Below are 21,247 nucleotides of genomic sequence, written 5' to 3'. Positions count from 1 at the left end.
GAGCGCCTCAGATTTTGAAGCACTCCACCTTATTTCTTTCTGCATATTCGATTGTGTTCCGGGTGCCGCCCGGTTCGCCGTTGTAGACTGCAATTACTCTGGCTGATCTGTTCACCATCCATTCATTGCGGATCTGGAAGCAAGACTTGCTGTAGCCATTACAGACGAAACGGACAAGGTCTGCCTGGTCGAGTATGTCTTTATAGCGCCTCTGCCAATCCGCAGACCAGCGGCTCTCAAATCCATCATAAGGAGAGGCGGCTATTAGATGGAGGTTGGGATTATTCTTCCGAAGTTGGAGGATGATTTCCCCAGCCCAGATATCTACACCACGAGCCATACCAGTTATGAAGGTCACAAACCCATCATCTATCGCCTGGAGGATTGCCCCTTCCAGGTCTTTTTTTATCTCAACCTCCGACCGATTTAGCTTCTCTGGACGATGCCCAGTAAAACAGCAACGGTGCAATCGGAGTTCAGCTTCGTTTGCCATTTCATCACCCCAATCGGGCTTGGGTCATATCCCTTGCCTCGCTAATAGTGTCGCAAGTTAGGAGCGTATCAAGCATAGCCCACACACGACCATTTCTGAAAATCTTACCAGTCTTGACTGTTTTCCCCGGAATGATTGCAGGCCCCAGCTTATAAACATAGCAGTCACCATCCCAGACCTCATCCGGCATTTCTGGAATTTCATCGTGCATATTACGGGTCACTGTGTATCCTTCGATATGGTGGATAGACTGAAGCTGCCCGTAGTAGCGGAAAGCTATGTAGTTAGGTGGCTCTTTCGGCCAGCCGTTGCCTCCGACTGGGCAGAAGTATTTATTGTGGTTCTTTACGATGTCGATCCAGCTGATACTACAGCGGTCAGGACACTGCGTACCAAGAGCAACGACATAGACCATATTTGAATCAAGTTTTTGCATAGTCATTAGTCCTCTCAGATATTCACAGAACTCCCGGAGGAGATGTTTCTGCTCGTGATTTGATGCTGCGTGCGATGCCTGCGCCATTTGGTACACCTCTTGGTAGGAGAGGTGAGAAACCGGGATGCCGTTCACATTCTGGAATGGGAGATGGCTCTTGGCGTATGCCTGGGTACACTCGGACAGAGACACAATGTGCTTGTGGGTATAAGCGGTCTTTGTGAAATCATCACGAATGGAGTATCTCGTAAGCTGGTCTGCACCAGGCAATAACCACCCACGCTTCGCTTCAAAAATGATATGGAAGTTTTTGTGGTCAGTCACTTCGATATCGGTTATACCAGTGGCAGCATCATACCGCTGGTTCATAATTGTCGTATCCTCTACAGCAGGAGTAAAGCCAGATACGGCGATTACGACTGCTTTGAGGAATTCCGGGCATTTGGCTAAAGCCCAGGACATACTCAAAGTGATGTCGTTTTCTTTATCGCCCAGCAGCTGGAAAATGCTATGTATTTCCCGACCATAGGATTCTAAAGTTGCCACAGTTACCTCCTTCCTGCGGAAAGTAGGTCAATCATCCGCTGTAGGATGGGTTGCACTTGTCCGGCTTGATAGCGTACATCAAAGGAGCCGTTGCTGAAGTGATCCTCACGGAGCAACATGGTCAGCAATGCACAGCAGAGGTCATAATCAGCCTCTGGGAGTCGCTCCAGTTCCTTGTCGCAGTGAATCGGCTCCGTAATCATGTAGTCGTAGTAATGGTATTTCATGTCGCCAATCCGCTCCAGTGCCTCATAGTAGCAGTCAACATGAATATGTTTTTGCTGCTGGAGTTCCAGAAGAACCTGCAGTTTCATTTGATTATCCATTCCAATCCCTCCTTATGCAATCCGGCGTTCTACGAACCACCGGCCGAGATTGTTGCCAGTGAGAGAGCAGCTCCGTTCAAAGAACAGATAGCTTTGCTTTCCTCTGACCCATATTGTGTAGCGGTCACCTTGCCCTCCGGCTTTCATGGCGGCAGCCTGTCGGATGTCAGTGACACGGTCGATTTCAAAAACTTGACCATCTTCCCAAGTGAGGTTGATGGGAATCAAAAACCCATCGCTGTTGAACTTGGCGGTCACATCCACATAAACCTTAATATTCATCGGTGACCTCCGTTTCCACATTCTTTAGGAAGTTGGCATTCGCCATCAAAGGCGGATCTATCAATTTGTATCCGTTCCGCTTCATCAAACGGAACTTGAAGTCCAGCAGTTCCGGTGGGACACGGAGTAAGGACGCCGCTCCGAAGAAGGAGATGTCCTCATTCAGCTTTTCCAGGACATCGTCATCGTCCATAAGAAATTCGGCTGCAAATATATTAGCTTCATATTCCATGAAGGAGGCGCTGTCAAATAACTCAAAGTCGTGGAAAGCATTCACGCCCACGGCTTTGGCGTGGAGAACAGCGTGACCCAGTTCGTGTGTGACGATAATTCTTTGTATCGCCTCCGGGAGATCACTGTTTACGGTGATTGAGCGTTTGCGGCTCTGTGCCAGGAAGAAACCTTTGCAGGCTCCTGGGTATGTACCCATCGGCGCATACAGAAGTATGATACCCATCGCATCACACAGCTTGAATGGGTCTGTCTCATGGAATTTACGCTTGAGCCGTTCTACTTCACGGCATATATAATCCACGGTCATTCAGATCCCTCTTTTCTGTATCACTTCAATTGTAAAAAACGATGTGTCCTAAAAACTGGACTTATTTCTTTTTGCGCCCGAAGGTCTTTCTGGCTTCCTCTTTACATTCCAGATATGCCTTGGTAACAGCAGTGAAGAATGCATCCTTGGCTTCCTCACTCAGTTCGCCACCCGCAAAGAGGGCGGCGTTGCGCTCCAGCAATTCATCGACCTCGCTGGCTGCCTTGTCGCCGAACTGACCTCGGACAGCTTCGATATGTTCAATCTTTTCAATGCCCTGTTTCGGGTCGGTCACTTCATCGTTTGCCAGATAGTCATAAGAAACATTAAGCGCTACCGCCAGCTTTCTCATAGTGGAAGACCGAGCGATTGCCCCGGAAGATTCATAGGATGCGATAGTACGCTTGGATACACCAACCTTATCGGCGAGTTGCTGCTGGGTTAAATTGCAGAGTTCTCGTGAGACTTTGATTTTATCGGAAAATGTCATGGTAGCCCTTCCTTTCAAAAAAATTTACAATTCGAAACTTCATCAACTTCACCGGAGTTGTTGACTGAACTTCACCCAGGTGCTATTATATGGATGAAGTTCGGTGAAGTTATGAGAAAATTATATTCGCAAAACTTCACTTTGTCAATAGGCTTGGATGAAGTTTTAAGAGGAAGGTGATGAAGTTGGGTGAAAAAACGATACTACACAGCGACATGAACTGTTTTTATGCATCTGTAGAGATGATGCTCGACCCCAGCCTTAGAGGTAAGCCAGTAGCAGTCTGTGGTAGCACAGAGAATCGTCACGGCATTGTACTGGCTAAATCGGAACTGGCGAAAAAGGCCGGAGTCAAGACTGGCATGGTGAACTGGGAAGCACGCCAGCTTTGTCCGGGACTGATTATGGTAAAACCCCAGTATGACCAGTACCTCAAGTATTCCGAACTGGCTCGTAACATCTACCAGAGATACACAGACCAGGTGGAACCCTATGGCATGGATGAGTGTTGGCTCGATGTCACAGGGAGCCGTGGTGTGTGCGGTGACGGCATGAAAATTGCCGAGAGCATCCGGCAAGAGATTAAAGAGGAACTGGGGCTGACGGTGTCCATCGGCGTTTCCTATAATAAGATTTTCGCCAAGCTGGGCAGTGATATGAAAAAGCCGGACGCCGTGACCGAAATCTCCAAGGAAACCTTTCAAGAGAAAGTGTGGCCTCTGCCCGCCTCTGACCTGCTGTTTGTGGGTAGAGCAACCGAGGCAAGGTTCAGAAATTATGGCATCCACACCATCGGTGACATCGCTGCTACAGATCCTGCTTTTCTGAAAAGGCTTCTGGGCGTGAATGGACTCCAGCTTTGGAAGTACGCTGCTGGCAAGGATGATACGCCAGTCATGCACAAAGATTTTGTCTCTCCAATCAAATCCGTGGGGCATGGAATTACCTGCGTAGCCGACCTTCTGGACAATGAGGAAGTATGGAAAGTAATGCTGGAACTGTCTCAGGACATTGGACACCGCCTTCGCCTACATAAGCTGAAAGCTACTGGCGTTCAGATCAGCATCCGCAGCAACGACCTGGGCTATCGGCAGTTCCAGGCACCGTTGAGCCTTTCAACCCAAAGCCCGATGATGATTGCAAAAAAGGCTCATGCCGTTTTCCAGACGAATTATCGGTGGTCAACCCCTGTCCGAGCCGTGACGGTAAGAGCCATCAACCTTGTACCCCAGGGTGTGCCGGAGCAGATTGACCTTTTCACGGATATGCGCCGTGTGGAGAAAGCTGAGAAGCTGGATGACTGTATAGAAGAAATCCGGCGGCGGTTTGGCAAGAGGGCTGTGTTCCAAGCTTGCCTGCTGGGTGATTTGAAAATGCCAATTGATAATCGCCATCTGGTACAGATGCCTGGTGTGGTGGGACGTTAGCAATCAATATCCCAGAAATGTTAGCAAGCGATATTTGCCATAATTATTGACTACGGGGTAAGATTTGATATAATGTTATCAACAGTTAAAGGTAAATAACGATTGTTTACAGTTGCCTGGTTTGTGGCAGCAAATAGCGATTGATAACAGGAGGAACATAACATGGACATTGGTTTGAATGTGGATTTTGATGGAAAGAAGAATATTGTCGTAGAGGGAGATAACTTTAAGGAATATCCTATTGGTGGGATGGTTTGTGAATACGCGAGGCTGTATCCTTCAGAGATTAAACCACTTATTTTGGAAAACCCCTACTTCCACGATGAAGATTTGAAGGAGAATGGTGGTGCTGCACTGTGGAGCCTTTATGAAGCCTGTTTGGAGAAGTTTGGAATTATTACGGCTGTAATGATTCTCACGGATTTTTCCAGCTTTATGGCGGATTTCAACCGCGCCGATGAGGAGGAACTAAAAGGTCTGATTGAACCTCTGAATGAGGACAAAGATGAAAATAAGATTAAGACTTTCATTTTGGAAGAGTCCGGCTATGAGGAATTTGGTATCAGCACCATCGGTCAAGCTATGCTGAGCGCTTATGCGGTGTACGCAGACAGCTATGTGGCGTTCAAGCATTCTTTCAATATGCTGGCTTCTGGTGGAGAATACGAAGAAGACCAGGTAATGGCGTTCTGGGGGCTGTATGCTTCCAATATGGATTTTCAGCATATTGATTTTCACATTATGTTTTATGAAAATGCCTTCCATTCCATCTACACGATAAAGTCCTCTATGTCGCTCATGATGTTTGAAGCAGCCCATGCGATGGATGCGGAGACTAAATTCGTGAAGTGCAAGAACTGTGGTAACTACTTTGTGCCAGTTGGAAGATCCGATTCTGTGTACTGCGGATACCCATCACCCCAGGATGCCACCAAGGAGTGCCGGGAAGTAGGTGCAAATGCGACCCGTGCCAAAAAGATGAAGAACGATACTCTGACCCAGGAATACCGTAGACTGTATATGCGGTTAAAGATGGCAATAAAACGCCACCCAGACGATGAGGCTTTACAGGAGCGTTTCCGAGAACTTACTGATGGAATGAAAGAAAAAAAGAAGCAGAAGGATTCAGTTGATGATCTGCTGGAATGGCTCCAGTCCTTTGAAAACGTTCTCAATGATAACTGAGGAACGGAAATGCCAATTTTACGTTCCTGTCAATCTGAACCTTATGGCGATATAATATCCCCATAAGATGAAAGGAGGCAAAATGCCATATGGAAAATAACAGAATCAGCCTACAGGCTATCTATGATGAAATCATCCAGCATTACAGCTGGGGCAACTATGAGGAAGCCAAGAAACGCCTGCTCCGTAAGAAATATTCTTTTTTGCAGAAGAACCTTGTTCTCTGTGACCCTACCGCATTCAAAGAAAAAGGTGCCAATTTCGTTCCAGCGAATGATGCGCCCATCATCAGAGATCTGCTGATTGAGGCTGTGAACGACAGCGAGGACAGTATGATTGTGGACTGGTTCAACGGAAACGTAGACACCAGTGACTCCCTTACGGCAACACTTCTGTATATGCAGCTTAAGCCTGTTATTATGAAGCCTTACATTCTGGGAGAAACCGATGAGGTTACGATGGATGAGTGGTTGAGAACTGTATCGGCAGCTATCAACCACAGTACAGCCAGAAACACGCTGGCAATCAAACGCAGTTTGGAGAATTTCCGTAACAGTTCACTGCCGTTGGATGCTACGATTGGCTACGGCGATATTATCGCAACCTATGAAGATGGCACCCGTTCCTTTGGTCTGCGCGGAGAGCGTAGTCCTATCGACATCAAGGGGAAAACCGTTGAGCAGATTCTGGACGAAGTTGGAACGCAGGACGATTATTTTGCCGTTCTCGCCCAGATGCTTGATCTCTTCGATGCCCATGCCAAGGCAAGAGCGAGAGAGCATATTGAAACCCTGGCAATGGCAAAGGAAGCGTTTGAAGCAGAAAAAGCAGATGATGCGATTGATCGTGATTCCATCGCATCGGAATATGTAATCTGGTATCAGCGTGTACATGACTTCTTGGAACAGAATCCAGAAGTATGTAAGGACATCGAGAAGAAGGTCGGAACTACTGGGCTTGCCGAGTTCTTCCAGATGCGCGGAAGATAAATTGCAAAAACTTGCAAGAATATTCTTTGAAACAGCAATTTACATATTGACGGGCTTGCGTGTTTGTGATATTATAATTGCAGATAATTGAAATCGACTTGCAAGAAGATGAATGGAGGTGCCGTTATGACGGTAGAAGAAATAAGAAGCTATAAACAGATAAGAACCCCAGACTATTCGCTCTTAGCCAACTTGGTGTCCAAGGCGAAGGGTCCAGACAGAACGATGGCTCAATTTGCCGAGGTAACTGGCATTGGAGCATCCACACTGTCTCGTCTGGTCAACCATAATATAAAGAAACCGCTGGCACTGGATGTCATCATCAAGATTTACGAGTGCAGAGCCGATGAAGAGGATACCTATCTTCTGGACTCCCTTGCTCGTGCTAACGGTTTCTATCCGGCAGATTATGCACAGCGCGTCAAAGACCATGAGTCTATGGCTGCCAGAAGAAATGCCCAGCTGAACAGAGAGCATCAAATGAAGAATGCTCTCATTGCTGGTGTTGCTGCCGCAGGGTGCGGTATCACCGTAGTGGATAGACCTATTTTGAGAACGAAGGATCTACCAGCGATTTATCCTTCTCGCTTGGGGGATTTCATCCTCCAACTTAAAGAGAACACTACACTCGGCACCACAAGAAACTGGAGCTTTATAACGATTTCTCGTCTCGTTGATGAAGAAGAGTGCCGTTATGATGCCAAATTTTTCGCCCGTCGCTTCTTTCAGTCTTGTAGCGATGTGCTATTGCTGGATGCTTGGAAGCCGGAAGCACTGAAGGGATACAAGATTTCCTTCGCATTCGTGGACAAGGACATTCTGGGTGAGTTTTGGAATGCAGTAAGCATAGCCAAGGTTCATACAGAGATGTCACTGATTCTGATTGATCCAGTTAGCTATCGTGTTCTGGACGAGATTTGGGTACCAGGAGACTATAACCCGATGACCAATATCAGCGTATTCCGTGTCCCTGCGCCTGTTGAAGATGATGTGTACGAAGAAACCGAAGATTTTTACGAAGAAGATCCTGAATAAAGCGATCTGTGTTCAGACCAGAGAGGAGGCTGATGCCATTGATGAATACCGCCGAGAAGTTAAAAGGACAAATCCCGTATCCGTGTTGTCCCAAGGAAAAAGCTATGGCCTTTGAGAGTTCCCACGGAAGGGCTTCATATAAATGCCCCAGATGCGGTAAGTTCGCCATCTTCGATTTTGATAAGATGACGGCTTATCCAGCCGAACCAGCCAGAGGGGCATCCCACAAATTTAAGATGAAAGCAAGCAGTATCGACTGAGCCAATAGGAGTCCATAGGAGACTACCGCCGAGCCGGGGTACAGCAAATGAAGCAGTAAAAGCTGCTCATTTGCCGTACCCCGGCTCTTTTTTTGTCTCCAAAACTTTTTCGCAAAACTTTTTTTAAAGCGGTAATTAGGCTTCCGCTTTAACTTTTACCATTAAGCCACAGCAAACGAAAGGAGGTGAGCAAGCGATGATGACAGCGATTGAACGGCGTGATGCCATTCTGGACAGGCTTTGTGTCCGTAGACACGACCAGGTCAAAAACCTGGCTGAAGAGTTCGGTGTGTCCGAAAAGACCATCCGCACTGATATCGAAGTCCTCGCTTGCTCATATCCGATTGAGACTGTCCGTGGCCGACACGGCGGAGGCATCTATGTTGCGGACTGGTACCACCGTGGCAGAAAGACCCTTTCGCCGGAGCAGGCGGCGTTGCTTAAGAAGCTGGCACCCAGCTTGGAGGGGCATGACCTGGAAGTCATGAACAGCATCATCAACCAGTTTGCTGCTTATTAACCACGGGACACACCCCCGAATGACATGAAAGGCAAAGGTGAATTTTTATGAAACGAGTATTTATCTGTTCTCCGTATCGTGGCGATGTGGAGAGAAACCTCAAGGCAGCAAGGAAACACGCCCGTATGGCGGCAATCATCGGTTATTGCCCGATGGCACCTCATCTGATGTTTCCGCAGTTTCTGAACGACAACGACCCTGAACAGCGCATCCTGGGCATCACCCTCGGTGTGGAGCAGATGAAGGTCTGCGATGAAATCTGGATCTTCGGCGGTCGCATCAGCAACGGCATGGTCTTTGAGTTGGAGCAGGCAAAGGAACTGGGCATCCCGGCTCGTCTGTATGACGATGACGGCAACCGCATCAGTCCCGCAACCATGATGATCGATGACCGTGTCAGCGAGGAATACCGCAAGGCAATCCACGGTCTGAAGTTTGTATAAGGAAAGGATGAAGCACATGAATGAAGTTTATTTAACCATCGCAGATGGATTTGAAAAGCTGGCTGCTGGCTATCGTGCCTTGGCTGGCAACACCTCTGCTCCGGCTGTGAGCGAACCTGCCCCTGTGGCAGAGGCTCCTGCAGAGACAGCGGAGGTCACTATCGAAGAGGTTCGTGCGGTTCTCGCAGCAAAGTCCGAGGCCGGCAAGCGTAAGGAAGTCAAAGAACTCCTCTTCAAATATGATTCCGGCAAGCTGTCTGGGGTCAAGAAATCTGACTATGCAGCCCTCCTGGCTGATGCGGAGGCGCTCTAATGGGCGCCCACGCAAGGAACTCTCCTTCGGCTTTGCACCGTACTTTGAACTGTCCGCCCTCTTTGGTGCTTGGGGAGCAGTTCCAGGATGAGGAGAGTCAGTACGCCGCAGAAGGGTCTGCCGGACACGCTCTGGCAGAACACCTTATCAAAAAGCACCTGAAACAGCGTACCAAACGCCCGGTATCCGACTACTACTCCGATGACCTTATGGAAGCTGTGGAAGATTATGTGGCTTTCGTCATCGAGAAGATCGAGGAAGCCAAGCGAGAGTGTAACTCGCCCCTGTTCTCCGTGGAGCAGCGTGTGGATATTTCCGAATACTCCCCAGACTGCTTTGGCACGGCAGATATGGTCATCGTCACCGACAAGGTGGCTCATGTGATCGATCTGAAGCTGGGGCGCGGCGTGGAAGTTTCTGCCGAAGAGAATCCGCAACTCATGGCCTACGGTCTGGGCGTACTGGAAATGGTAGAGATGCTCTACGACATTGAAACGGTGCGACTGACCATTTTCCAGCCTCGTATCAATAACTTCTCCACCTGGGATATTACCCCGGAAGCCCTCAAGACCTGGGGCGAGGAGATTCTGAAGCCCCGCTCCGCTATGGCACTTGCTGGGGCAGGAGAGTTCCAGGCTGGAAGCTGGTGTCGTTTCTGCAAGGCCCGTAACCAGTGCCGAGCCAGAGCCGAGGAGTTCCTTCGTCTGGCAAAGATGGAGTTCCGTCAGCCCGCTCTGCTCTCGGATGACGAGGTGGCAGAAATCATCAAGATTTCGGATGAACTCGCCAAGTGGGCATCCGATGTGTACGCCTACGCCCAAGACCAGGCTATCATCCACGGCAAACAGTGGAAGGGCTACAAACTGGTGGAAGGCAGAAGCAACCGTAAGTATTCCAGTGATGATAAGGTGGCCGAGGCTGCCAAGGCTGCTGGATACACAGACATCTACAAGCAGACCCTCATTGGCGTGACCGAAATGGAACGCCTCATGGGCAAGAAGGAATTTGCCCGTATCCTCGGCAAGCTGGTGTATAAGCCTGCAGGCAAGATCACCCTCGTGCCGGACACAGACAAGCGTGAAGCTATCAACACATCAACCGCTGCGGCGGATTTTCAGGAGGAATAATCATGAACAACAATACTACCAAAGTTATCGTACCTTGCCGTTTTTCTTATCTGCACTGCTGGGAGCCTGACTCCGTGAATGGCGGCGATCCTAAGTACAGCGTGTCCGCCATCATCGATAAGAAGGACACCAAGACCATCAATGCCATCAAGGCTGCCATCGAGCAGGCCAAGAAGGACTCCGTTTCCAAGTGGGGCGGTAAGGTTCCTGCCAATTTGAAGCTGCCCCTCAGAGACGGCGACATCGACCGTCCCGACGATGAAGCCTATGCTGGCTGCTACTTCTTCAACGCCAACAGCCGTCAGGCTCCCCAGGTCGTGGATGCCAAGGTTCAGCCTATTCTTGACCAGAACGAGGTATACTCCGGCTGCTACGGTAAGATCAGCGTGACCTTCTACGGCTATAACAGCAATGGCAATCGTGGTATCGCCGCTGGTCTGGGCAACATCCAGAAACTGAAAGATGGCGAGAGCCTGGGCGGTCGCTCCAACGCTGCGGACGACTTCCAGACTGAGGAAGATGAGGACTTCCTCAACTAAGTACCACTGTGGTGGGTGGCGGGAAACCGCCATCCGCCCTTACATATAACGCTATGCGAAAGGAGTGATTGCATGGCCCTGTTGGCTATTGATATTGAAACATATTCTGATGTGGATCTGACCAAGTCCGGCGTTTATGCCTACTGCGACAGTCCGCAGTTTGAAATATTGCTGTTTGCCTACGCCTTTGATGATGAGCCGACTGAAATCATCGACCTTGCCTGTGGGGAGCAGCTTCCCCAGAAGGTGCTGGATGCGTTGGAAGATACCTCTGTGATAAAGACAGCGTTCAATGCCGCATTTGAGCGCACGTGTATTTCCAAGCACCTGGGTAAGAAGCTGTCTCCGGCAGCTTGGCAGTGTACAGCGGTGCAGTCGGCAATGCTGGCTCTGCCCCTCTCCCTGGACGGCGTTGGTGAGGTGCTGGACATCCAGAGAAAGAAGCTGAAGGAAGGTGCAGACCTTGTCCGCTTCTTCTCCATGCCGTGTAAGGCGACCAAGGCCAACGGCGGCAGAACCAGAAACCTCCCGTCTCACGAGCCGGAAAAGTGGGAGAGGTTCAAAGCCTACTGTATCCGAGATGTGGATGCGGAGCGTGAGATCCGCCACAAGCTGCGGAACTACCCGATTTCCGAAAGTGAGATGCGGCTCTACCAGATGGACCAGGAGATCAACGACCGTGGCATTCTGGTCGACCGTGAACTGGTGGCAAACGCAGTCCTCTGCGATACCGAGTACAAGGAAGCCGTCACCGCCAGAGCCTACGAACTGACTGGGCTGGATAACCCCAACTCCCCGGCTCAAATCAAAGGGTGGCTTACTGATCGTGGTGTGGAGGTGGACAGCCTCGATAAAAAGGCTGTCAAATCTATGATTTCCGATGCGGACGGCGAGGTGCTGGAAGTCCTCCAGCTTCGTCTGCTCATGGCAAAAACCTCTGTAAAGAAGTATGAAGCCATAGAGCGTTCCGTGTGCAGTGATGGCAGATGCCACGGTCTGCTCCAGTTTTATGGTGCGAACAGAACGGGGCGTTGGGCTGGGAGGTTGGTGCAGGTGCAGAACCTCCCACAGAACCACATCGTGGATCTGGAACTGGCTCGTAATCTGGTAAAAAATCGGCAATTCGACCTCATTGATTTGCTATATGATTCCACCCCAGGGGTGCTGTCCGAACTCATCCGTACCGCTTTTGTCCCAAGACCAGGAACACGCTTCATCGTGGCGGACTTTGCTGCTATCGAAGCCAGAGTGCTGGCATGGTTCTCTGGAGAGCAATGGCGACTGACCACCTTTGAAGAAGGCGGCGACATCTACTGTGCATCGGCATCGCAGATGTTTGGCGTACCTGTGGTGAAGCACGGTGAGAATGGCCACCTCCGGCAGAAAGGCAAGATTGCCGAACTGGCTCTGGGCTATGGCGGCTCGGTAGGTGCATTGACGTCGATGGGTGCGTTGGACATGGGAATGCAAGAAGAGGAACTCCAGCCGCTGGTCAATCAGTGGAGAGCCTCCAATCCACATATCACAAAGTTCTGGTGGGATGTGGATGCGGCAGCAGTAAAGGCAGTGAAGGAACGCACCAGCGTGACCTATAAGAACCTCTGCTTCTCTTACCGTTCCGGCATCCTGTTCGTGACCCTCCCGTCCGGCAGAAGCCTTTCCTACATTAAGCCTCGTATGACCCAGAACCGTTTCGGCCGTGAGAGCCTTTCCTACGAGGGCGTTGGTGAGAGCAAGAAATGGATGCGTATCGAAACCTACGGCCCGAAGCTGGTGGAGAATATCGTCCAGGCCACGGCAAGGGATCTGCTGGCTATGGCGATGCTCCGGCTCCGGGATGCCGGATTCGATATTGTGATGCACATCCACGATGAAGCTGTTCTGGAAGTGCCGGAGGGTGTTTCCAGTGTAGAAGAAATCTGCCGAATCATGGCGGTGGCTCCAGACTGGGCTTCTGGACTTCCGCTTCGGGCTGATGGATATGAATGCCCATTTTACAAAAAGGACTAAGGAGGTTAACTGCATGGGAATCAGTTATTACAACGGGTCTGGCTACCCGGACCCTACGGCGCACTACGCAGTTCGCCATTTGGAGGAGGAAGAAAAGATGCTCCATATCGTGTACCCCACAGGTCACATGGATATCCGTATGGATAAGTTCTTCCCCACTACTCTGGACAGGGCAAGGAAGCTGTTCCGTCTGATGGCACAGTATTCTTCCAGCGAGGATAAGCATCGGCTGCTGGAGTTCCTCCGCCAGAAGGAACAGAAACTTGGAAACCAGGAAGAATCATATAGCAGGCTGGCGATGGACAGCGAGAAGAAAATGGACATCAACAAATACACTTCATTTGCCCGTAATGCGGCGAATGAGAAGCACCGCACCAGACGGAACATCGAACTGCTCTGCCAGATCTGCCGATTGGAGGTATCGAAATGAAGCTGAAACTCAGTATTGGTAATTCCCGTATGGACAAGAAATGGAATGCTGTGGAGATGGATCTTTCCGAGTTCCGTGACCGCATCTCCCAGACCAAGCGTACCGCCGAAACCGTGGAGCAGTACCGCAAGCTGGGTAAGGCGAAGCAGGATGACATCAAGGATGTGGGCGGCTTCGTTCTGGGTACCCTCAAAGGCGGTCGCCGTAAGAAGGACTGTGTGCTGACTCGCTCTGGTCTATCGCTGGATATGGACTACGCCACCCCAGACATCATTGAACAGATCGAGATGTTCTTTTCCTTCCATTGCCTGTTCTACAGCACCCATAAACACACGCCGGAGAAGCCAAGGCTCCGTCTTATCATCCCTCTGTCCCGTGAGGTGACGCCGGATGAATACTGTGCTGTTTCCAGAAAAGTAGCGGAAGAAATCGGGATTGAACTTTTCGATGATACCACCTATGAACCGAGCAGGCTGATGTACTGGCCCTCTACTTCTTCTGACGGTGAGTTCGTATTCCGAGAAGTGGAAGGAGAGCCTCTGGACCCGGACGAGGTGCTGGCAAAATACACCGACTGGCATAATACCGCCGAATGGCCCGTGTCCAAGCGGCAGCAGAGCGTTGTCCAGCGTGACATTAAGAAACAGGCTGACCCTCTGGAAAAGCCCGGAACGGTGGGAGCGTTCTGCCGTACCTATTCGGTAGCCGATGCCATCGACACCTTTATCCCCGATGTGTATAAGCACAGTGCCATGCTGGGACGTTACGATTATATTCCGGCTGACTCCCAGGCTGGCGTTGTTCTCTATGAGGACAAGTTCGCCTACAGCCACCATGCCACGGACCCTGCCTGTGGCAAGCTGATGAACGCCTTTGATGTAGTCCGTATCCATAAGTTTGGCTCTTTGGATGCCCGTGCGGATGTGGACACCGACCCGGCGAAGCTGCCATCCTTTAAGGCCATGCAGGAATTTGCCATCCAAGATCGGCGGGTAAAAGAGCAGCTGGCCAAGGAGCGGACGGAGGCAGCACAGGAGGAGTTTACCGAGGAAGATGGCGAAAGCTGGCAGACCCTTCTGGAACTGGACAAGCAGGGAAAAGTGAAGGATACTCTGACGAACATTGCCTTGATTCTTCGCTATGACCCGCAGCTGATAAATATCGTATTCAATGAATTTAAAAACATGGTGGATGTGATCGGCCCTCTGCCGTGGCGGCAGGTCAAGCCCGGCTGGGGTGATACGGATCTTTCCTGTGCCAAGCTGTATTTTGAACGAGTCTATGGGATCTGGTCACCGACCAAATTTAAGGATGCCCTGCTGGCCGTGGTATCTGCGGAGAGGCTCTATCACCCCATCAAAGAATACTTTTCTACCCTGCAGTGGGATGGGACGGAACGATTGGATACCCTCCTGATTGATTATCTGGGTGCGGAAGATACACACTACGTCCGTGCCGTCACCCGGAAAACCTTCACTGCTGCGGTGGCCAGAGTCTATGAACCGGGGATCAAGTTCGACTCCATCCTTGTGCTGAACGGCCCGCAGGGAATCGGGAAATCCACTCTTTTTGCCCTATTGGGGAAGGAGTGGTATTCGGACAGCCTCTCCATTTCCGATATGAAAGATAAAACTGCCGCCGAGAAGCTGCAGGGATACTGGATTCTGGAACTGGGAGAGTTGGCCGGGATCAAGAAGGTGGACGTGGAGACCGTGAAATCTTTTGTCACCAGAACCGATGATAAGTTCCGGCAGTCCTATGGTGTGGCTGTGGAGAGCCATCCCAGATCCTGCATCATTGTGGGAAGCACAAACTCCGAGGGTGGTTTCCTTAGAGATATCACCGGGAACCGGCGTTTCTGGCCAGTACACGTGTCAGGGCATGGCAGGTTCCACCCGTGGGAGCTGCAGGAGGTGGATCTGATCTGGGCGGAGGCGCTGGAACGCTACCATAACGGTGAAGAACTGTATCTGAAGGGCCGGGTGGCAGCGGACGCCTATGTGATGCAGCAGGATGCGATGGAGTCCGATGATCGGGAAGGCGTAATCGCAGAGTATCTGGAGACGCTGCTTCCTGCGAACTGGGATCGGATGGATCTGTACCAGCGGAGAAGTTTCCTTGGCGGCAGCGAGTTTGATGGTGCGCCCACGGCGGGAACAGTGCGCCGGGAGAAGGTCTGCATCATGGAGATCTGGTGTGAATGCTTCGGAAAGGAGCGCCAGAACCTGAAACGGACGGACTCCTATGAGGTGGAATCCATCCTGATGAAGATCGGCGGCTGGGAGCCGATACAGGGACTCAAAAGCGGGAAAACCCGCTTCCCCCTCTACGGAACGCAGAAGACGTTCGTGCGGAGTAAGGAACAAGAGGACTGACTTGGGAACGTTCCGTTGTATCCTTGCAGGTTTTTGGAACGGGGAACGGGAACAGGCAAAAAGCCTTGAAATTCAAGCGTTTGGCGATAGCCTGTTCCTATGTTCCTAAGAAAAGTCATCTTGAGGATAAAAGATATAAAAATATATAGAAATAGGCACACGTATATGCGTGTACGCACGTATAGGATTTTTAGCACTGGGAACAGCACAAAGGAACAGAAGGAATTTTCGTGAGGGAAAGTATCGTAGAAAAGAAGTTCGCTGCGGAGGTAAAAAAGCGTGGTGGGCTGGCTGTCAAATTCGTTTCCCCCGGATTCAATGGGGTGCCCGACCGCTTGGTTCTCTTCCCCGGTGGAAGGATGGCTTTTGTGGAGTTGAAAGCACCGGGAGAGACCATGCGGCCTCTGCAGCAGTACCGGGCAAGGCAGCTTGCCGCATTGGGCTTTCGTGTTTACACCGTGGATCATACAGAAATGATTGGAGGGATTTTAGATGAGATACAGACCACATAATTATCAGCAGTACGCAGCGGATTTTATTTTGGATCATCCGGTCTGCTGTCTGATGCTGGATATGGGACTTGGGAAAACGGTGATCACGCTTACGGCCTTATGGGAACTGGCACTTGACCGTTTTGATATTGGGAAGATCTTAGTGATTGCCCCGAAGCGTGTGGCCACGGACACTTGGCCGAAGGAACTGAAAAAATGGGAGCATCTGACAGGGCTTACCGCCTCACTGGTGGTTGGGAGTCAGAAACAGCGGGAGGAGGCATTTGATCGTCCGGCGTTTTTATATATCATCAACCGAGAGAATGTCAGCTGGCTGGTGCAGAACCATTGTTGGGATTTTGACACCGTGGTGATTGATGAACTTTCCAGTTTTAAATCCAATCAGGCACAGAGGTTCAAAGCTATGAAAAAGGTACGGCCGCTGGTGAACCGGGTGATCGGTCTAACTGGTACACCGGCTCCCAACTCCCTTCTGGATCTCTGGCCTCAGATGTATCTTCTGGATATGGGACAGCGGCTGGGACGGTTTATCACCGGGTACCGGGAGCGGTTCTTTACACCGGATAAACGGAACCGGGAGATTATTTACAGTTACAAACCCCGTGAGGGAGCAGAAAAGGCAATCTACTCACTGATTTCGGATATCTGCATTTCCATGAAGGCCGTGGACTATCTGGATATGCCGGAATGTATTTATAACCGTGTGGAAGTGGAGATGAGCCGGAAAGAGAGAAGCATCTATGAGGATTTCTGCCGGGATATGGTCGTGCAGATCGGAGAGGAAGAACTGGATGCGGTCAGCGCAGGCGCTCTTTCCAATAAACTTCTGCAGATGGCGAACGGCGCTGTGTATAACGGTGACCGGAAAGTCATCCCCATCCATGACCGGAAGTTGGACGCTCTGGAGGATCTGGTGGAAGCGGCCAATGGGAAACCGCTTCTGGTAGCTTACTGGTACAAGCATGATCTTTCCCGGATTCAGGAGAGATTCCCACAGGCCCGGCGCATTGACACCTCGGAGGATATCACAGATTGGAACAATGGGAAGATCCCGTTGGCCCTGATTCATCCGGCCTCTGCCGGACATGGGTTAAATCTGCAGGAGGGTGGCTGCACGATTGTCTGGTTTGGCCTCACATGGTCACTGGAATTGTACCAGCAGCTGAATGCCAGACTGTGGAGACAGGGACAGAAACACACCGTGGTGATCCACCACATCATTACCAAAGATACCCATGACGAGGATGTGATGAAGGCTTTGGAAAAGAAAGATATGCGGCAGTCCAGTCTGATTGAAGCTGTCCGTGCAAGGATTGGAGGGTAAGTGATGAGTGAAAGGATCGAAAAATTAATCCGAGATTATCCTAAACTGAAAAGACAGCAGCGTTGCCTATATTACCAGCTGGTAGATTTTCATGGAATCTCGGAACAGGAAACCATTGATACCATGTATTTTTCACAGCCGGAGGGAGAGCGGGTACAGACCAGCGGAACTTCCAATAAGACGGCGAGTATTGCCCTTAATTTCCGGGAACGCATGGAACGGATCAATGATGAGTGGTATGAACATCTCGAAAAGGAATATCTGGAATTGACAGAACAATTACGTTTCTTTGAAAGTGCGGTTCGCTCTGTCTCTGGAATAACAGGAGAGGTATTGGCGGATCTTGTCTTTGAGCAGCTGACATGGGATCAGGTGGCAGAGAAGCATTATATCAGCCGCAGATCTGTTGGGAATTACCGGAGAAAGGCGATTGCAGAGATGGAGAAACTGTATCAGCACTATGAAGATGAGATTGTAGATTATATGCTTAGCTGAAAGGAGCAGAAAATGTGTAGACGTGGAGATGTTTATTATGTCGATTTTGGCCATAACATAGAATCCTGTAAACAAAGCGGTATCCGTCCGGCTGTGATCGTAAGCAATAACCGAGCAAATTTTTATTCCCCGGTTATTACAGTTGTTCCGTTGACTTCCCGGATTCATAAAAAAAGGTCGCTCCCCACCCATGTATATATTCCACGGGGCTGTGGGACAGGCTTACCAAAAAGCAGTATGGCTCTTGTGGAACAGGTGGGGACGATTGATAAAAAATATTTGTTGGAAAAGAAAGGGACTGTGGCGGATATCGCTGTTATGGAAAAGATAACGAAGGCGCTTCAGATCCAGATCGGAGCAGTGGAGCGGTACAATGATAGCCGGTAAGAAAATTTGCACTACCCTTGCACTGACATTCCTATTTCATTGTGCTATCATTAGAATTGCCAAAATAAAACGAGGGCTTGGAGCGAAAACTTCAGGCCCTTTTTTCGTGGCCGGACGGGGCTTTATCCTTTCACCCGTCTGTACATAGAAGGGAGTGGAAGCGTATGGATACAGAGAAGATGCGGGCGGCACTGGCATATCTGAAGAAAAAGAAACCGGAACTGACCGTGCAGCAGTACTGCACAATCAAGGGGCAGATCCTTGCCGGTGATGAAGACGGTGCGATTCGTGGCATTGACCGGGTGGTGGAACGGAACCGGAGAGGACGTGGGTACCATGCCACGTAGGCCGAACACCCCGTGCAAGCATCCGGGCTGTGGCAGGCTGGTTCCCTACGGTACCATGTACTGTGAGGAACACAAACCCCTGCACCAACACGACAGGAAGACCACAGCTGAGAAAGGATACGGGAGCCGCTGGCAGAAGGCACGGGCTGTTTACCTGCAGTCCCATCCCCTTTGTGTGAGATGCCTTGCCAAAGGACGTTATGTGAAGGCAACAGTTGTAGATCATATCATCCCCCACCGAGGGGATCGGAAATTATTCTGGGATCGGGACAATTGGCAGGCTCTTTGCAAATCCTGCCACGATTCCAAAACCATGACAGAGGACAGATACGAGGAATTCCGCTACCCCAAGGGGCGGTCGAAATCTCTGTGAGTAGCCCCTCAAAAGACCGGCGCCCCCTCAAACGTGAATTTCTGCGAAATTAAAGAGGGGGGATACCTGCCGGGGCGAAGAGAATACGAAAGATTTTTGATAGGCGGCGAGAAAATATGCGTATTTTCTGCATCTGAGCTGCCTGTCAAACAAAATATCATTTGCCAAAAAGTTAAATTTCAGGCTGGGAAACTTATCCGCAAAGGTGGGTTTTCCGGCTTTTTCTTTTGAAACCATTTAGCGAAAGGATGTGAAGCAATGACCGATTTTCAGGCAAAACAGATACGGGAATTACGGCTCCGGGGCGCTGGGTATAAATCCATTGCTTCTGCTGTCGGACTTTCCAGAGATACCGTCCGGAACTATTGTAAAAGTCACGGGCTGGACGGATACGCCGCTGCACTTGTTTTGAATGTGAAAGAACAGATGGAAAGTGGAACGGCGTGTCTTTGCTGCGGCAAGGAACTGATCCAGCCTTCCACTGGAAGGAAACGGAAGTTCTGCTCAGACAAATGCAGGCGCAGGTGGTGGGCCGCCCACCCGGAAGCTATCAAGCGGAAAGAGACTGCTTTTTATGAAGCCACCTGCGCTTATTGTGGGAAAACATTCCGTTCATATGGAAATAAAAATCGGCGTTACTGTTCCCATGATTGTTATGTGAGGGATCGGTTCTGGCGAAAAGAAGAAGGGCGGGAGCCTTATATCAGCCCCGCAAATCGCAAGGAGGTACAGGCATGAGTGCAATGGAATGGAAAATCCTACCCGTGGATGCATTGCGTCCGGCGGCATACAATCCCCGGAAAAAACTGAAAGCTGGGGATAAGGAATATGAGAAGATTAAAAACTCCATTTTGGAGTTTGGTTATGTGGAGCCGATCATTGTTAATTATGATATGACCGTCATCGGAGGGCACCAGCGTCTGACGGTGTTGAAAGACCTAGGATATACAGAAGTTCAGTGCGTTGTGGTTCATATTGAGGATGAGCATAAGGTGAAGGCTCTGAATATCGCTCTGAACAAGATCACGGGCGCATGGAATGAACAGCTGTTGGCTGACCTGCTGGTAGATCTTCAGAGCGTGGACTTCAATACTGACCTGACGGGCTTTGAGGCACCGGAGATCGAGCAGCTGTTTTCCAAAGTCCATAACAAAGACATCAAGGAAGATGACTTCGATGTGGAGGAAGAATTAAAAAATCCGCCGATCTCCCGGAAAGGTGATATTTGGCTCTTAGGCAGACATCGAGTGATCTGTGGAGACTCTACACTTCCGGAGACATACACAAAACTTATGGAAGGCCGGAGGGCCAATCTGGTTCTGACCGATCCTCCCTATAACGTGAATGTGGAAGAGACGGCTGGGAAGATCCAGAACGACAACATGCCGGATGAGGATTTTTATAAATTTCTGTTCGCAGCTTTTACCAATATGGAACAGAACATGGAGAACGATGCGTCCATCTATGTGTTCCATGCGGATTCCAAAGGACTGATCTTCCGGCAGGCTTTTCACGATGCCGGTTTTTATCTATCCGGCTGCTGTATCTGGAAGAAGAATGCGCTGGTGTTGGGGCGCTCCCCGTACCAGTGGCAGCACGAACCGTGCCTGTTTGGCTGGAAGGTTGGTGGGAAGCATCAGTGGTATTCTGACCGGAAGCAGACTACTATCTGGGAATATGACCGGCCGAAGTCCAGCAAGGATCATCCGACCATGAAGCCAGTGGCGCTGATGGCCTATCCGATCCAGAATTCCTGTATGAGCAACTGTATCGTTTTAGATCCTTTCCTCGGATCAGGCTCTACCCTGATTGCCTGTGAGGAAACCGGTCGGATCTGCTATGGGGTGGAACTGGACGAGAAATTCTGTGATGTGATTGTGAAACGATATGTAGAGAAAACGGAGTCCGGCGATCAGGTATTTGTTCTTCGGGATGGTGAGAAGATCCCCTATGCACAGATTTCTCAGGAGGAGGAAGAAATCCCTCGGTTTTAATATCTTCGCAAAATGGAAAATAGGACTTGCTATTTTTGCCTTTTAGAG

Annotated in this window: 26 protein-coding genes; 20 read left to right on the top strand and 6 right to left on the bottom strand. The window is 50.1% G+C overall.

The annotated features are described in order from the left end of the window. Positions 1 to 7 precede the first annotated feature (7 nt). From B5E77_RS09550 to B5E77_RS09525, 6 genes are all read right to left on the bottom strand, one after another. The gene (locus B5E77_RS09550; RefSeq protein WP_087165152.1) at positions 8 to 493 is read right to left on the bottom strand and encodes an SLOG family protein; all 486 of its coding nucleotides are present in this window, start codon (positions 491 to 493) and stop codon (positions 8 to 10) included. 4 nt (positions 494 to 497) lie between these two features. After that, positions 498 to 1,475, bottom strand: coding sequence for a hypothetical protein (locus B5E77_RS09545; RefSeq protein ID WP_087165151.1), 978 nt, complete (start codon positions 1,473 to 1,475; stop codon positions 498 to 500). 2 nt (positions 1,476 to 1,477) lie between these two features. Next, on the bottom strand, positions 1,478 to 1,801 hold the full coding sequence (locus B5E77_RS09540; protein WP_087165150.1) for a DUF6508 domain-containing protein: 324 nt from the start codon (positions 1,799 to 1,801) through the stop codon (positions 1,478 to 1,480). Between the two features lie 12 nt (positions 1,802 to 1,813). Continuing rightward, on the bottom strand, positions 1,814 to 2,083 hold the full coding sequence (locus B5E77_RS09535) for a hypothetical protein (protein ID WP_087165149.1): 270 nt from the start codon (positions 2,081 to 2,083) through the stop codon (positions 1,814 to 1,816). Next, the gene (locus tag B5E77_RS09530; protein WP_087165148.1) at positions 2,073 to 2,624 is read right to left on the bottom strand and encodes an ImmA/IrrE family metallo-endopeptidase; all 552 of its coding nucleotides are present in this window, start codon (positions 2,622 to 2,624) and stop codon (positions 2,073 to 2,075) included. Before B5E77_RS09530 ends, B5E77_RS09535 begins: the two co-directional genes overlap by 11 nt. 61 nt (positions 2,625 to 2,685) lie before the next feature. Continuing rightward, on the bottom strand, positions 2,686 to 3,114 hold the full coding sequence (locus B5E77_RS09525) for a helix-turn-helix transcriptional regulator (protein WP_087165147.1): 429 nt from the start codon (positions 3,112 to 3,114) through the stop codon (positions 2,686 to 2,688). Between the two features lie 179 nt (positions 3,115 to 3,293). On the opposite strand from B5E77_RS09525, the gene dinB reads away from it, so the two are divergent. The 20 genes from dinB to B5E77_RS09420 all read left to right on the top strand — a co-directional run bounded on the left by dinB (position 3,294) and on the right by B5E77_RS09420 (position 21,199). After that, complete coding sequence (gene dinB / locus B5E77_RS09520; RefSeq protein WP_087165146.1) at positions 3,294 to 4,541, top strand: DNA polymerase IV; 1,248 nt, start codon at positions 3,294 to 3,296, stop codon at positions 4,539 to 4,541. Positions 4,542 to 4,703: 162 nt separating this feature from the next. Then, positions 4,704 to 5,726 (top strand): DUF6076 domain-containing protein, encoded by a 1,023-nt coding sequence (locus B5E77_RS09515; protein WP_087165145.1) that lies wholly within the window; start codon positions 4,704 to 4,706, stop codon positions 5,724 to 5,726. A gap of 89 nt (positions 5,727 to 5,815) precedes the next feature. After that, the gene (locus B5E77_RS09510) at positions 5,816 to 6,715 is read left to right on the top strand and encodes a hypothetical protein (protein WP_087165144.1); all 900 of its coding nucleotides are present in this window, start codon (positions 5,816 to 5,818) and stop codon (positions 6,713 to 6,715) included. 126 nt (positions 6,716 to 6,841) lie between these two features. Continuing rightward, positions 6,842 to 7,750 (top strand): hypothetical protein, encoded by a 909-nt coding sequence (locus B5E77_RS09505; RefSeq protein WP_087165143.1) that lies wholly within the window; start codon positions 6,842 to 6,844, stop codon positions 7,748 to 7,750. Between the two features lie 38 nt (positions 7,751 to 7,788). Further along, positions 7,789 to 8,010, top strand: a complete 222-nt coding sequence (locus B5E77_RS09500) for a hypothetical protein (protein ID WP_143468608.1) — start codon at positions 7,789 to 7,791, stop codon at positions 8,008 to 8,010. Positions 8,011 to 8,206: 196 nt separating this feature from the next. Further along, a complete protein-coding gene (locus B5E77_RS09495; protein ID WP_330394663.1) occupies positions 8,207 to 8,530 on the top strand; it encodes a DeoR family transcriptional regulator in 324 nt (107 codons plus the stop codon). Between the two features lie 47 nt (positions 8,531 to 8,577). After that, entirely contained in the window at positions 8,578 to 8,973 is a 396-nt protein-coding gene (locus tag B5E77_RS09490; RefSeq protein WP_087165141.1) for a DUF7768 domain-containing protein, read from the top strand. 16 nt (positions 8,974 to 8,989) lie between these two features. Next, complete coding sequence (locus tag B5E77_RS09485) at positions 8,990 to 9,286, top strand: hypothetical protein (protein ID WP_087165140.1); 297 nt, start codon at positions 8,990 to 8,992, stop codon at positions 9,284 to 9,286. Next, positions 9,286 to 10,413 carry a DUF2800 domain-containing protein gene (locus B5E77_RS09480; protein WP_087165139.1) on the top strand — a complete coding sequence of 376 codons (1,128 nt, stop codon included), beginning with the start codon at positions 9,286 to 9,288 and terminating at the stop codon, positions 10,411 to 10,413. The genes B5E77_RS09485 and B5E77_RS09480 overlap by 1 nt, the downstream gene beginning before the upstream one ends. Positions 10,414 to 10,415: 2 nt before the next feature. Beyond that, the gene (locus tag B5E77_RS09475; RefSeq protein WP_087165138.1) at positions 10,416 to 10,952 is read left to right on the top strand and encodes a DUF2815 family protein; all 537 of its coding nucleotides are present in this window, start codon (positions 10,416 to 10,418) and stop codon (positions 10,950 to 10,952) included. A gap of 72 nt (positions 10,953 to 11,024) precedes the next feature. Next, on the top strand, positions 11,025 to 12,962 hold the full coding sequence (locus tag B5E77_RS09470; RefSeq protein ID WP_087165137.1) for a DNA polymerase: 1,938 nt from the start codon (positions 11,025 to 11,027) through the stop codon (positions 12,960 to 12,962). Between the two features lie 13 nt (positions 12,963 to 12,975). After that, positions 12,976 to 13,392, top strand: coding sequence for a hypothetical protein (locus B5E77_RS09465; RefSeq protein ID WP_087165136.1), 417 nt, complete (start codon positions 12,976 to 12,978; stop codon positions 13,390 to 13,392). Next, entirely contained in the window at positions 13,389 to 15,767 is a 2,379-nt protein-coding gene (locus B5E77_RS09460) for a virulence-associated E family protein (RefSeq protein ID WP_204248042.1), read from the top strand. Before B5E77_RS09465 ends, B5E77_RS09460 begins: the two co-directional genes overlap by 4 nt. A gap of 230 nt (positions 15,768 to 15,997) precedes the next feature. Beyond that, entirely contained in the window at positions 15,998 to 16,279 is a 282-nt protein-coding gene (locus B5E77_RS17650) for a VRR-NUC domain-containing protein (RefSeq protein WP_087165135.1), read from the top strand. After that, on the top strand, positions 16,260 to 17,603 hold the full coding sequence (locus tag B5E77_RS09450) for a DEAD/DEAH box helicase (RefSeq protein WP_087165134.1): 1,344 nt from the start codon (positions 16,260 to 16,262) through the stop codon (positions 17,601 to 17,603). The genes B5E77_RS17650 and B5E77_RS09450 overlap by 20 nt, the downstream gene beginning before the upstream one ends. 3 nt (positions 17,604 to 17,606) lie before the next feature. Beyond that, entirely contained in the window at positions 17,607 to 18,098 is a 492-nt protein-coding gene (locus tag B5E77_RS09445; RefSeq protein WP_087165133.1) for a hypothetical protein, read from the top strand. A 12-nt stretch (positions 18,099 to 18,110) separates the two neighbouring features. Continuing rightward, on the top strand, positions 18,111 to 18,485 hold the full coding sequence (locus B5E77_RS09440; RefSeq protein WP_087165132.1) for a type II toxin-antitoxin system PemK/MazF family toxin: 375 nt from the start codon (positions 18,111 to 18,113) through the stop codon (positions 18,483 to 18,485). A gap of 164 nt (positions 18,486 to 18,649) precedes the next feature. Continuing rightward, entirely contained in the window at positions 18,650 to 18,832 is a 183-nt protein-coding gene (locus B5E77_RS09435) for a hypothetical protein (protein ID WP_087165131.1), read from the top strand. Next, positions 18,756 to 19,205 (top strand): HNH endonuclease, encoded by a 450-nt coding sequence (locus B5E77_RS17645; protein WP_334293261.1) that lies wholly within the window; start codon positions 18,756 to 18,758, stop codon positions 19,203 to 19,205. Before B5E77_RS09435 ends, B5E77_RS17645 begins: the two co-directional genes overlap by 77 nt. A 743-nt stretch (positions 19,206 to 19,948) precedes the next feature. Next, entirely contained in the window at positions 19,949 to 21,199 is a 1,251-nt protein-coding gene (locus B5E77_RS09420) for a site-specific DNA-methyltransferase (protein ID WP_087165245.1), read from the top strand. Positions 21,200 to 21,247: the final 48 nt, after the last annotated feature.

The organism is Lachnoclostridium sp. An131 (genome assembly GCF_002160825.1).
Classification (GTDB): Bacteria; Bacillota; Clostridia; order Lachnospirales; family Lachnospiraceae; genus Laedolimicola.
The sequence above is the reverse complement of the archived record's forward strand: the minus strand, read 5'-3'. Positions and strand labels throughout refer to the sequence as shown.